This is a genomic window from Chloroflexia bacterium SDU3-3, from assembly GCA_009268125.1.
Lineage (GTDB): Bacteria > Chloroflexota > Chloroflexia > Chloroflexales > Roseiflexaceae > SDU3-3.
Window position 1 is genome coordinate 177,576 of the sequence record WBOU01000005.1, and the last position, 13,099, is coordinate 190,674.

Below are 13,099 nucleotides of genomic sequence, written 5' to 3' on the forward strand. Positions count from 1 at the left end.
GTAAGATACCCCCGGTGGAACTGAGAATCTCCTTATATCTTCGCCGCACGGCCCGCGCCGCGCGCGAACCCGCTGCCGTGGTAACATCCGCCGATCTGCGCCAATTCACCTTTCTGGCGGCCCTGGATGAGGCCGCCCTGGCCGACGTGCTGCGCCAGATGCGCTTGTGCGAGTACCGCCCAGGCGAGTATGTGCTCTACGAGGGCGAGCAGCCGCCGGGCCTGTTTCTCATCCTGCGCGGGCGGGTGCGGCTCTCGCGCACGGCCCCGGATGGCCGCGAGCAGGTGCTGGCCATGCTGCGCCACGGCGCGCACTTCGACGCCGCCCCGCTGTTCGACCATAACCCCAATATGGCCACCGCCCGCGCCATGAGCCAGGTGGCCTGCCTGCTGCTGCCGCGCGAGGCGCTGCTGGCCCTGATCACGCGCCACCCCCCGATCGCGCTGGCCCTGATGGCCGAGATGGCCGGGCAGCTGCGCGAGCTAGTGGTGCTGGTCGAGGATCTGGCCTTCCGCTCGGTGCGCGAGCGGCTGGTGCGCCAGCTGCTGCGCGAGGCCACCGAGGGCGCAGCCGACCTGACCCAACAGGAGCTGGCCGAGCGCACCGGCACCGTGCGCGAGATCGCAGGGCGCGCGCTGCGCCAGCTGGCCCAGGAGGGCCTGGTGCAGCTGGAGCGCGGGCGGGTGCGCATCCTCAACCAGGCCGGGCTGGCGGCAATCGCCGAGGGCTAGCGCGGTACAGCCATTGAATGCATCCGCAGATCACGCGATTATGGCGAAAGATGGTATTTTGACACAAAAGGTATAAATTACCGAAAGTTATCTATTTCCTCTTTTCATTCTGAAAGTAATTTCTTGTTTTATAGAATATATTCCATCTATCAAAGTTATGGTACAAAAGTCGCATACGGTGGTTATTTTCTGTGCTATTCTTCAGCCCAGAGCAAATGCTTATGAACCTGAAGGAGCCTACCATGCCATATGTGATCACTGAGCCGTGCATCGGCACCAAGGATGCCGCCTGCGTCGCTGTCTGCCCTGTCGACTGCATCTACGAGGGCGACGACCAGTACTATATCAACCCCGACGAGTGCATCGACTGCGGCGCGTGCGAGCCCGAGTGCCCGGTCAGCGCGATCTTCTCCGAGGACTCGATCCCGGCCCAGTGGGCCAGCTACGCCGAGAAGGCCAAGGGCTTCTTCAACGCCTAGCCCACCCGCTGCCTGCGCCCGGGGTAGCTGGGCGCAGGCGGCGCTGCCTATTTGACAGTTCGGCAGTGCTATGCTATTATTCACGCCGCTACAGAAGAAGACGCCGGGGTAGCTCAGATGGTTAGAGCGTGGGATTCATAACCCCAAGGTCGAGAGTTCGATTCTCTCCTCCGGCACCACACAAGCCTCACGGCAGCGCCGCTGGGGTTTTTTTGTACCCCGCGCCGCATCTAGTGTACAATACAGCAGCTTCTAGCCAGCATGTGCCAGAGGAGAGGCAATGGCGATTGTCGAAACGCGCGACCTGACGCGCACCTACGGCTCCACCCTCGCACTCGACCACCTGACGCTTGAGATCCCCGAGGGCGCGATCTACGGCTTTATCGGGCCAAACGGCGCAGGCAAAACCACCACCATGCGCATCCTCACCACCCTGCTGGCCCCATCCAGCGGCGACGCCTGGGTGGATGGCATATCGGTGCGGGCCAACCCGCGCGGCGTGCGCCGCTTGGTCGGCTTTATGCCCGACTACTTCGGCGTCTACAGCGGCATGAAAGCCTGGGAGTACCTCGACTTCTTCGGACGGGCCAACCACGTGCCAGCCACGCGGCGCGCCCAGCTCATCCCCGAGGTGCTGGAGCTGGTGGACCTAGGGCACAAGCGCGACGACGATGTGATGGGCCTCTCGCGCGGCATGAAGCAGCGCCTAAGCCTCGCCCGCACCATGATGCACGACCCCCGCCTGCTCATCCTCGACGAGCCAGCCTCGGGCCTCGACCCGCGCGCCCGCATCGAGCTGCGCGAGCTGCTGAAGGAGCTGAGCGCGCTGGGCAAGACGATCATGATCAGCTCGCACATCCTCACCGAGCTGGCCGAGATGTGCACGCACATCGGCATCATCGAGCGCGGGCGGCTGCTGGCCACCGGCAGCGTCGAGCACATCCTGCGCTCGCTCCAGCCCCACCGCACCATCGAGCTGCGGATCCTGGGCGATGCGGAGCCTGCCACGCTGCTGCTCGGCCAGATCCCCGGCATCACCAACGTGCGCGGCGAGCAGCCCGCCCCCGAGGAGATCGCGCCCGAGCCGACCGAGGAAGGCGCGCCTGCCCCCGCAGGCCAGCCCACCACCACGCTGCTAGCCGACTTCAGCGGCGATGAGCGCAGCCAGGCCGAGCTGCTGGCCCGCCTCGTGGGCGCAGGCATCTTGGTGACACGCTTCGCCGAGCAGCAGAGCGACCTTGAGGACATCTTTATGCAGGTCACGCGCGGCCTCGTGCAATAGCAAGAGAGAAAAGCCATGCCAGAACTAAACCCCGTGCTTGTAAAAGAGCTGCGTGGGCGCATGCGTGGCATGCGCTCGTTTGTCATGCTTACGATCTTCCTGGGACTGCTGGGCGGCGCGACCCTGCTCGTCTATATGGCGCTCAACGCCTCAATCAGCGTCTACAGCAACCCCAACCGCTCCTCCGAGATCGGCCAGTTCCTGTTTCTGATGGTCAGCGGGGCTGCGCTGGTGGGCATCTCGATCATCACGCCCACGCTCAGCACGGGCGCGCTGGCTGGCGAGCGCGAGCGCCAGACGCTCGACCTGCTGCTGGTCTCGCAGCTTTCGCCCTGGCAGATCGTGATGGGCAAGCTCGGCTCCTCCATGGGTTTCGCGCTGCTGATCGTGATCGCGGTGGTGCCCTTTATGAGCATCTCGTTCCTGTTCGGCGGTGTCTCGCTCACCGAGGTGCTGATCGCGATCGAGGGCCTCGCCGTGTCCACCCTGCTCTACACCTCGATCGGCCTGTTCTGGTCGTCGGTGATGCGCACCACCCTGGGGGCCACCAGCCTAACCATGGGCACGGTGGCGCTGCTGCTGCTGGGCATCCCCTTCCTGATGCTGATGGTCTCGATCACATCCAGAGGGTCTGATTGGTTTACCACCGTCCCCATGATCTATATATCGATCACCGCGATCTCGGCACACCCATTTATCGCGCTCGGGCTGACCGAGGCCATGCTGCGCGACGGCCAGGGGGCGCTGTTCATGAAGTTCCCGATCTACAACAGCACATCCAGCACCAGCACCGAGGTCTACATGCCCAGCTCGTGGCTGATCTTCACCACCCTGGCAGTGCTGGCCAGCGTGGTGCTGCTGCTGATCACCGTCAGCCGCGTGCGCGCCGGCGGCGGGGCGGGCAGGCGGCCCAGCGCCAAGGCGCAGGCCCAGGCCGAGGGCTAGCCCGCAACCTGACAAAAGTGGCAGGTTGGGTAAATGGGCTGGCATCCCCTTAAAAATAACCGTACCCCTCCTCTAAAGGTTATCAGCACAGCTTAAACCAGCCCCACATTCCTAACAACTAAGAAGTTGCACCGCCGACAAATTGTGGTATTATTGTCCACTGCAGAAACAAAAAGTTCAGAAACGCTGGGGATGGAGCGATTCCTCTGATGGTGCCAAGCAGCATCTGCCCTAGCCACGTAGGATGTTCATGGCAACAGTCATCACATCGCGCTCTGAGAGCGTGTTTCACTACCTCAATCCTATCGCAATGGTGCGACATCTCTGGCAGCACCGAGACCTTATCCAGCAATTCACCAAACGAGAGATCGAGGGGCGCTATAAAGGATCCTTTCTCGGCCTGTTTTGGTCTTTTATCAACCCGCTTATCCTGCTCTTGATCTACACCTTTGTTTTTGGCGTCGTGATGAAATCACGCTGGTCGATCTCACAAGAGTCAAGCCTGAGTGAATTTGCACTCATCCTGTTTTGCGGTCTTATCGCCTTCAATATCTTTAGCGAGTGTGCTGGGAAAGCTTCTAATATCATCACCAGCGTACCCAACTACGTGAAGAAGGTGGTCTTCCCCCTTGAGATTCTCCCCGTGAGCACCCTGGGCAGCGCGCTCTTCCATGGCGCGATCAGCCTTGGCATTCTGCTGGTGGCAAAGCTGATCATCACTGGTACGCTGCAGCTGACGTTGCTGCTGCTGCCTATTATCATGCTGCCGCTGCTCTTTCTCTGCCTGGGGTTAATGTGGTTTCTTGCCAGTATGGGGGTCTTCATCCGAGATATTGGCTATACCGTTGCGCTAGTACTCCAGGTGCTATTTTTTCTCACTCCCATATTTTATCCGATCGAAAGCATACCTCAGCCATTTAATGCGATCATTCGTCTTAATCCGATGGCGTCGATCGCCGATAATTTTCGAAGAAGCATTATCTGGGGCACATCCCCCAGCTGGTATGGCTGGCTCGCATGGACTGCGCTCACGGGCAGTATCATGATTCTTGGCTATGCTTGGTTCATGAAAACAAAAAAAGCATTTGCAGATGTGATTTAGCTGGAGCTGCGATACATGCCATACCATATCCTTATCACTGGTGGCGCTGGGTTTATTGGTTCTTTTCTTACCGACTACTTTCTATCGAGCGGCCACCGTGTGCGCATCCTCGATAATCTTGACCCGCAAGTGCACCCACATGGGGCACCGGCCTATCTGAACAGCAAGGCCGAGTTCCGCCAGGCCGACATCCGCGATAAGCAGGCGGTGTATGACGCACTCGAAGGCATCGATGTCGTGATCCACGCCGCAGCGGCTGTAGGCGTTGGGCAATCGATGTACCGCGTGCAGCACTACGTCGACACCAACGCGGGCGGCACCGCAGTGCTGTTCGAATGCCTGATCGAGCGCAAGCAGACGCTGAAGAAGCTGATCGTCTTCACATCCATGACCGGCTATGGCGAGGGCCTCTACCGCCGCCCCAGCGACGGCAGCCTGCTGCGCGTCGCCATCCGCACCCAAGAGGACATCGCCCGCTTCGGCTGGGATCTGGCCGATCCGGCCAGCGGCGAGATCCTAGAGATCGCCCCCACCCCCGAAGACTCGGCGCTGCTGGCACGAAATGTCTACGCCCTGGCCAAGCGCTGGCAGGAGGATCTGGCCCTCAGCCTCGGCGAGGTCTACGACATCCCGACCACATGCCTCAGGCTGTTCAACGTGTTTGGCCCGCGCCAGTCGCTCAGCAACCCCTACACCGGCGTGCTCGCCATCTTCCTGAGCCGCCTGCTCAATGGCGAGCGCCCGGTGGTCTACGAGGATGGCCGCCAGAGCCGCGACTTTGTCTCGGTGCACGATGTGGTGCGCGCCGTCGACCTGGCCATCCAGAACCCAGCCACCAACGGCCAGGTCTTCAATATCGGCACGGGTATCGCGCGCGAGGTCGGCCAGATCGCGCAGACCCTGGCGCGGCTGATCGGGCGCGAGGACATCGAGCCAAACATCACCGGCCAGTTCCGCAAGGGCGACATCCGCCACTGCGTGGCAGATCTGACCCGCAGCCGCGCGATCCTTGGCTTCGAGCCGCAGACCAACTGGGAAGATGCGCTCCAGGAGATCATCGCGTGGTCGGCTACCGCCGATAAGATTGACAACTTCCAGCAGGTCGATCAAGAGCTGCGCAAGCATGGCCTCGTAAGCTAATAGTGTACTGAAAGACAGGTTTGTTATGTCTATGCATAAAAAGGTGCTCATCACCGGCAGCAGCGGGCTCATTGGCTCCGAGGCCGTGGCCCACTTCGACCGCAAGGGCTGGGATGTCCACGGTGTCGACAACAATATGCGGCGCGAGTTCTTCGGCCCCGATGGCGACACCACCTGGAACCTCAACCGCCTCAAGGGCTCGACCAAGCGCTTCACCCACCACAACCGCGACATCCGCGATCGCCAGGGCATCCTCGACTTCATCGGCGAGCTGCGGCCCGACCTGATCATCCACTGCGCCTCGCAGCCCTCGCACGATCTGGCCAAGGATCGCCCCTTCGACGACTTCGACGTCAACGCGGGCGGTACGCTCAACCTGCTGGAGGCCACGCGGCGCGCATGCCCCGAGTCGCCCTTCATCTTTATGAGCACCAACAAGGTGTATGGCGATGCGCCAAACGAGATCCCGCTAGTCGAGCAGGAGACCCGCTGGGAATATGCCCGCCCCGAGGACTTCCACGGCGTCAGCGAGCAGTGCCGGATCGATGCCAGCACCCACAGCCTGTTTGGCGCATCCAAGGTTGCCGCCGATGTGATGGTGCAGGAGTACGGGCGCTACTTCAACATCCCCACCGTCTGCCTGCGCGGCGGCTGCCTGACCGGCCCGCACCACTCGGGGGCCGAGCTGCACGGCTTCCTCTCGTACCTGGCCAAGGCCACCCGCGAGGGCCGAAAGTACCGGATCTTCGGCTACAAGGGCAAGCAGGTGCGCGACAACATCCACTCGCACGATGTGTGCACCTTCTTCGAGGCCTTCTACAACGCGCCGCGTGTGGCCGCTGTCTACAACCTGGGCGGCGGGCGCGAGAACAGCGTCTCGATGATCGAGGCGATCGCGCGATTCGAGGCCCTGATCGGCAAAAAGCTGGATGTCGAGTATATCGACCAGAACCGCGTCGGCGACCATATCTGCTACATCAGCGATCTGCGCCACATCCACGCCGATTTCCCCAGCTGGCGGCAAGAGTACACGCTTGAGCGAACCCTTGCGGAAATTGCAGCGGCAGGCGTAAAGGAGCAGTAAGATGAAACTGTCGATCGTGATCCCTGCGCGGAACGAGGCGGGAAATATCGGCGCCACCATCGATGTGCTGCGCGCGCGGCTCGCCCGAGAGCAGATCGCCTATGAGATCCTGGTGGTCGACGATGGCAGCTCGGACACCACCTGCGACGAGGTTCTGGCCAGGGCCGCTATCGACAGCGGGGTGCGCCTGGAGCGCAACCTGGGCCTGCACGGCTTTGGGCGCGCCATCCGCTACGGGCTCGAGCGCTTCACCGGCGACGCGGTGGTGATCGTGATGGCCGATGCCTCGGACGACCCCGAGGACGTGGTGCAGTACTACTATGTGCTGCGCGACGAGGCCGAGTGCGCGTTTGGCTCGCGCTTCATGCGCGGCGGCGGCACCTACGACTACCCGAAGTTCAAGCTGGTGGTCAACCGCATCTCGAACCTGTTCGTGCGGCTGCTCTTCGGCCTGCGCTACAACGATGTGACGAACGCCTTCAAGGGCTATCGCGCCGAGGTCATCCGCGGCTGCCAGCCGCTGATCTCGCCCCACTTCAACCTGACGGTAGAGATCCCGCTGAAGGCGGTGGTGCGCGGCTACAGCTACAAGGTGCTGCCGATCACATGGCGTAACCGCAAGGTTGGCAAGAGCAGCCTGCATCTTGAGGAGCAGGGCAGCCGCTACCTCTACATCGTGCTCAATGTCTGGATGGAGAAGCTGCTGACCAAAGGCGACTACCGCCGCCCCAAAGACGAGGCGTTTGAGCCGTGGGAGATCCAGCTTGGGCAAGAGCGTCATTCCACACAGTAGACTCCAGTAGCGCAATCCTACGCGAGCCAGCGTGTCAAACGTGGGACGAGAGGGAATTCTCGTGCTGAGTATTCACCTGCGGTGGGTACCGGCAGCGGGGCATCGCTGCGCGATTTTCAAGCGCACGAGGCGCAAAGTGCACGCCTAGGGATCAGCCTCACGAGGCTCGCGCTCCGGCACTATCAGCCGCAGATAGGCTCGTTATACCAGACAAAGTGGTACATATCGTTGGCTCTAAGGTATCTAACCGGCAGCAACAGGCCATTCACGACAGTCTACACTACCAAGCATATAGAGTAAGGTTATCATGAAACCTCCTAAGGCCAGCCCAATCAATCTACCAGTTCTGCCTGATAATCTTAAGCAGTCCATAGCGATGAATGCACTGCTTTCTGTATTATTATTAACGGCCTTCCGGCTCTACCTATTTGTAAACCAGTATGCAGTAAATATACTCTTTTGGGATCAGTGGGATTTCTATGACCCAATTTTCAACCAGGAGAGCCTGCTCACCCTGTTTGATCGCCAGCATGGGCCACATAAACAAGGCCTCGGGTTCATCATAACCAAATACCTAAATGACATCACACATTGGAACTCTCGATCTGACTCCTTTTTTATTGCATCAGTCGTGTTGGTGGCAGCTATATGTTTTATCTTCCTAAAGGTAAGAACAGTAAAGTCACTCCATATAACCGACTTTATCATCCCCGCCTTAATTTTAAACCTCAATCAATTTGAGACATTTGTAGGAACGCCTAATGTCTCCCACTCAGCCTTCGCCTTATTCCTTATAAGTCTATACGCGTTATCCTGGACTATACCAAACATCCATCTCAAATTTATCGCCATCGTATTCATTAATTTTTTGCTCATATTCTCGGGATTTGGCTTCTTCATGGGGCTATTCACCCCACTGCTGCTCATCCTGATGATCATAAACAAATTCATCCGGAAAGATCACAGTTCATTCCACGTCTATTTTATCAGCCTTTTCCTGTGCTTTCTCTCGTTGTTCTCATTCTTCGCGAAGTACAATATCGAGCAAGGTATTGGGTGCCTCGCAGCCCCTGAGAGTAATCTCGGCAACTATGTGCTCTTTGTGGGCCTGATGCTCGTGCATATTAATGGCACCACCATAAGTGCATTGGGGGTGGCTGCGCAGATATTCGGCTTCATCCTGCTGCTGCTATTCATAGCGACGATCATATACCATGGCCTGATTCTGCTGAGAAATGACATTAGCCAGCACACATCGAGCATTATCATCCTAGCGCTCACCAGCTTCTCCATGATCTTTGCGCTCAATGTGTCGCTTGGGCGATTCTGCATGGAGGGAGCGGCAGAGGCATCTCGGTATGTCACCCTGCTCCTGCCTGGCTTCCTTGGCATGTACCTCCACCTTCTTCAGATCAACGTTGCACCGCCGATAAAGCATACGGCAGTCGGCATATATTGCCTATTCCTGCTCCCCTGCCTTATCTTTCCGTTCAACTTCAACGACGATCTTCCGGTGAACTTCTATGCGAAAGGTAAGGAGAAGTGGAAAGCCTGCTATCTGGTTCTTGAGAACGCAGAGGACTGCGACAAGGCAAGCGGCTTCCCCATCTATCCCAACAACGCTAACACCCGCCTAGACTATAAGCTTAATTATCTGAAGTCGAATAATCTGAATCTGTTTCTTGATGCCGATTCTTACAAAGAATATCTCTACCCGATACAAGACTCGAATGACCACGATTTCGGCCCAATCACATCAGATAACCCACTAGAGCAGGATTTCCTCTCAAACTCTAATGGCCTGAAGGCGGTGTATATCAAGCTCGCAACATACAATCGTGTAAACCATGGTAACGCCACCATATCGCTCTATACTGCTGATGACAAGCTGATCGCACAAGAGACCGTAGATATGTCTGTCCTCAAAGACAACGATTTCTTTGTGCTCCAGTTCCCAAAGCAGAACTCGAAGAACGTGCGCTACCTAATCAAGATAGCGACCGACACAGCCGACCCGAGCCAGACAATCACAGCTTGGATGAATAAAAAAGATGTCTACCAGCAGGGTAGCATCCACTCAAAAGATGGAAAAGTCAAAGGCGATCTCGCATTCAAGCTACTTTACGAGAAATAGCTACCCTTTAGAACCCAATACCATCAGCTCCTGAGATAGATGATCTCGACTATCTCAGGAGCTTAGAATAACCAGCAGGGATATTAAGCGTATCTAGGCACAGTCACCCACAGAGTAAGCACTATAACTATGAAAAATTTAAGCATAAGTAGAATCATCAAAAGTAACATATTCATAGTCTTGTGTATGATTGTGCTATCTGCCTTTATGTTCTTGATGGGACTAAGCAAAAATCAATATTGCGAACTGCCCGATCTCGACTGCTCCTGGCGCGCAGATCTGCAATATAAGCTTGATAACAACCAGCTGTCGGGAAGAGACTTTATCTTCACCTATGGCCCGGTGTCCCAGTATATCTTCTCGATTGGGCAGGCGATCACCCCCACTGGCAGCGTAGCCGACTCTATGCCCTATATTTATGTTGGGCCATATATTGTTGCGATTCTCGCTCTCGCCTGTGTTCTGGTGCTATCGCCATGGATAAACTGGCAAGGCTCCTTATTAACCCTGACGCTTTTTATTATCTTGGATGTCATTTTAAACATGCGCGCGCTGGTGTCGATTGTAGCTTTAGTTATCTTTTCATCTGCCATCAATGGCAGTAATAGATATATAAAGCTGAAGTCGATCATAGCGGGGCTGGTATGCTTCTTAGCTCAGACCATAACCTTTGACTCGGGCATCTTCTGCGCGGCAGCATGCACCGCACTCTATGCCATACATCTGTTCATATACTATAAAGAAAATGGTCTCAGTCAAATCAAAGCACATATCATCCGCATACTGATGCCTTATCTACTCTTTATAGGCACCTTCATAGCGCTCAACATAGGCATAGATATCTTCTACGTAGCTACCTCGAACAATTATAGCTTTTTCGACTACCAATTCCTCAATCTTCAGCTGGTCCAGGCCTATAACTATACGATGGGTTCATCGTGGGAGCCGGACAACCTTTTCACGCTGGTGATATTTTCCATCCCTGTATATTGTGTCTTTGTGCTGCTCAGTATCTTCTCGGGATTAGATAAAGAGAAGCGGTACGCATACATTGGCCTAGGCATCATGTCGCTGCTTCAGCTGAAAGGTGCGCTGGTACGCAGCGATAATGGCCATGTCATGATCGCATTATCGCCATTGATCCTTCTCTTTGCCTTGCTGATTGTTGAAAATAACAAGCAGCACCTGCGCATCATCGGAAGCCTGCTGCTGATCCTGCTGATCGGGGCTTGGCCGAATAGCGCTGGGATCACTACGCTACGCTTGGTGGCCGAGCTGCCGCAGAATCCCGCTGCGCTCATCAAGCATATTCGCGACATCCGGAGCTACCGGCTGCCGGTGGACACCGTAGTTCCAAGCGAGCTTCAGGCCAAGATCGACCGTGATTCTCACATTCTTAATTTTCCAAATGAGAACATCATGGCGATCGCCCTCGGGCACCAGAATATCGCTCCTGTGCTGCAGCCCTACTCGGCGCATAATAGCCTGCTGCAATCGATGTATGTGCATCAAGCATCAGCATTCAAGGATACTACGAATATTATCTATGGTATCGACTTCGGCATGCCCGACCAAGTTGATAATATCACTCGCACGCCTCAGATATTCGAGTATATCTTCAATAACTTCGAGCGCGTGGATGATAGCCTCTACAAGAAAAACTACTTCCTACTAAAGCCGAGGAAGCAGCCAATAGCATTTCCCACCAAGGCGATCTCCTCGGCCACAGAAGATTCCAACAATGGCCGTATAACGATCAATCTGAAGGAGCCAGCCACATGCACGCTGGTAAAAGTGCGCATGTCCGTCAGATACCCGCTCACCAGCTCGCTCGGACGGCCTACGCCGCTGAGCATCAAGCTGCGGCTCAAGGGCGGCGATATTCTGGAGCGCAGGATACCGGCCATAGATGTAGGCAAGGAGTTCGCAACCTATGTCTATGTTGGCAACGCGGCAGATTTCCCGAGTATGTTTGCGCATAATGGAAAAAATGCCGATGCGCAGATCTTCGACTCAATACAGTTTAGCACTACCTCACTGGGGTTTATGAGCGTACCGCCAAGCTCATTCCAGGTGGGCGGCATCGACTGCATCGATCTGAGCGATGGAAAAACCAGCGTCAACCAATCACTATCGAACACCACCGCAAAGCCGATTGTAGCCGATAACCCGGTGCAGCAAGACTTTATCGCCACCCAAGATAATCTCCAAGGCGTCTCTATTCGTCTGGCGACCTATAACCGAACAAACAGCGGCACCGTGACCTTCACGTTGTCGGAAAACCTGGATGCGACCGGCAAGCAATCCGTCATCACCTCCCAGACCGTCAAGGCTTCGGCCATCGTCGACAATGCGTATTTTCTGCTCTCGTTCGACAAACAGCCATCGAAGGGCAAACGATATACCATCTCGATATCGGCTACCGCTACGGCAAGCAACAAGGCGATCACCGCCTGGATGCAATCTGGCAACCCCTACCCCTCAGGGAAACTGCTCCAGGGCGGGCAAGAGGTGGATGGCGACCTCACTTTTAAGCTGAAATATTAAATGACAAACATAGCAATTAGCATTCACGATGTCAGCAAGATGTACCGCATCTACGAGCAGCCGCAGGATCGGCTGAAGCAGATGCTGTGGCGCGGACGCCGCCAGTATGGCCGCGAGTTCTGGGCGCTGCGCGGGATCTCCATCGATATCGAGCGCGGCGAGACGGTGGGGGTGATCGGCAGGAACGGCAGCGGCAAGAGCACGCTGCTGCAGATCATCACCGGCACGCTCGCGCCCACCACGGGCAGCGTGCAGGCCCATGGCCAGATCGCGGCGCTGCTGGAGCTGGGCAGCGGGTTCAACCCCGAGTTCACCGGGCGCGAGAACGTCTTTCTGAACGGGGCCATCCTGGGCTTCACGCGCGAGCAGATCGCGCAGCGCTTCGACGAGATCGCGGCGTTCGCCGACATCGGCGAGTTTATCGACCAGCCGGTCAAGCTCTACTCCAGCGGCATGCTGGTGCGGCTCGCCTTCGCGGTGCAGGCCTGCGTCGAGCCAGATATCCTGATCGTCGACGAGGCGCTGGCCGTGGGCGATGTGTTCTTCCAGCAGAAGTGCTACCGCCGGATCGAGGAGCTGCGCTCGCGCGGCACCACGGTGCTGCTGGTCTCGCATAACCTCAGCGATATCCGCCAGTTCTGCCGCCGGGCCTTCATGCTCGAAAGCGGCGAGATCGTCTCCGCCGGGGCTTCTTCGGATGTGGTTGCGCACTATATGCTGCGGCAGCAGAACCGCCAGCCCGCCGCCCACCAGGAAGCGCCAGCCCAGCCCCTGCGTGACGAGCAGGCCCCCGCAGCGGACACGCTCGGCTGGCCCAGCGACCCGGGCGCGTTCTACAGCCTCGGCGAGGCGCAGCAGGTGA

10 protein-coding genes, 1 tRNA gene and 1 pseudogene are annotated in these 13,099 nt (G+C 57.2%); all 12 read left to right on the forward strand.

What is annotated here, in order from left to right; genetic code table 11:
• Positions 1-158: 158 nt before the first annotated feature.
• The 12 genes and pseudogenes from F8S13_10100 to F8S13_10155 all read left to right on the forward strand — a co-directional run bounded on the left by F8S13_10100 (position 159) and on the right by F8S13_10155 (position 12,942).
• A complete protein-coding gene (locus tag F8S13_10100; GenBank protein ID KAB8143572.1) occupies positions 159-731 on the forward strand; it encodes a Crp/Fnr family transcriptional regulator in 573 nt (190 codons plus the stop codon).
• A gap of 242 nt (positions 732-973) precedes the next feature.
• Entirely contained in the window at positions 974-1,210 is a 237-nt protein-coding gene (locus F8S13_10105) for a 4Fe-4S dicluster domain-containing protein (protein KAB8143362.1), read from the forward strand.
• Between the two features lie 102 nt (positions 1,211-1,312).
• A tRNA-Met gene (locus tag F8S13_10110) sits at positions 1,313-1,389 on the forward strand.
• A gap of 101 nt (positions 1,390-1,490) precedes the next feature.
• Positions 1,491-2,492: an ABC transporter ATP-binding protein gene (locus tag F8S13_10115; GenBank protein KAB8143363.1), complete on the forward strand. Its 1,002-nt coding sequence runs from the start codon at positions 1,491-1,493 to the stop codon at positions 2,490-2,492.
• A gap of 15 nt (positions 2,493-2,507) precedes the next feature.
• Complete coding sequence (locus F8S13_10120; GenBank protein ID KAB8143364.1) at positions 2,508-3,437, forward strand: ABC transporter permease; 930 nt, start codon at positions 2,508-2,510, stop codon at positions 3,435-3,437.
• Positions 3,438-3,687: 250 nt separating this feature from the next.
• Entirely contained in the window at positions 3,688-4,539 is an 852-nt protein-coding gene (locus F8S13_10125; GenBank protein KAB8143365.1) for an ABC transporter permease, read from the forward strand.
• Between the two features lie 15 nt (positions 4,540-4,554).
• A complete protein-coding gene (locus tag F8S13_10130) occupies positions 4,555-5,679 on the forward strand; it encodes an NAD-dependent epimerase/dehydratase family protein (protein KAB8143366.1) in 1,125 nt (374 codons plus the stop codon).
• A gap of 25 nt (positions 5,680-5,704) precedes the next feature.
• Positions 5,705-6,763 carry an NAD-dependent epimerase/dehydratase family protein gene (locus F8S13_10135; GenBank protein KAB8143367.1) on the forward strand — a complete coding sequence of 353 codons (1,059 nt, stop codon included), beginning with the start codon at positions 5,705-5,707 and terminating at the stop codon, positions 6,761-6,763.
• Position 6,764: 1 nt separating this feature from the next.
• Positions 6,765-7,556 (forward strand): glycosyltransferase family 2 protein, encoded by a 792-nt coding sequence (locus tag F8S13_10140; GenBank protein KAB8143368.1) that lies wholly within the window; start codon positions 6,765-6,767, stop codon positions 7,554-7,556.
• Between the two features lie 376 nt (positions 7,557-7,932).
• Positions 7,933-9,690, forward strand: coding sequence for a hypothetical protein (locus tag F8S13_10145; protein ID KAB8143369.1), 1,758 nt, complete (start codon positions 7,933-7,935; stop codon positions 9,688-9,690).
• Between the two features lie 186 nt (positions 9,691-9,876).
• A complete protein-coding gene (locus tag F8S13_10150) occupies positions 9,877-12,237 on the forward strand; it encodes a hypothetical protein (GenBank protein ID KAB8143370.1) in 2,361 nt (786 codons plus the stop codon).
• A pseudogene (locus F8S13_10155) lies at positions 12,238-12,942 on the forward strand (ABC transporter ATP-binding protein). It abuts the gene before it with no gap.
• Positions 12,943-13,099: the final 157 nt, after the last annotated feature.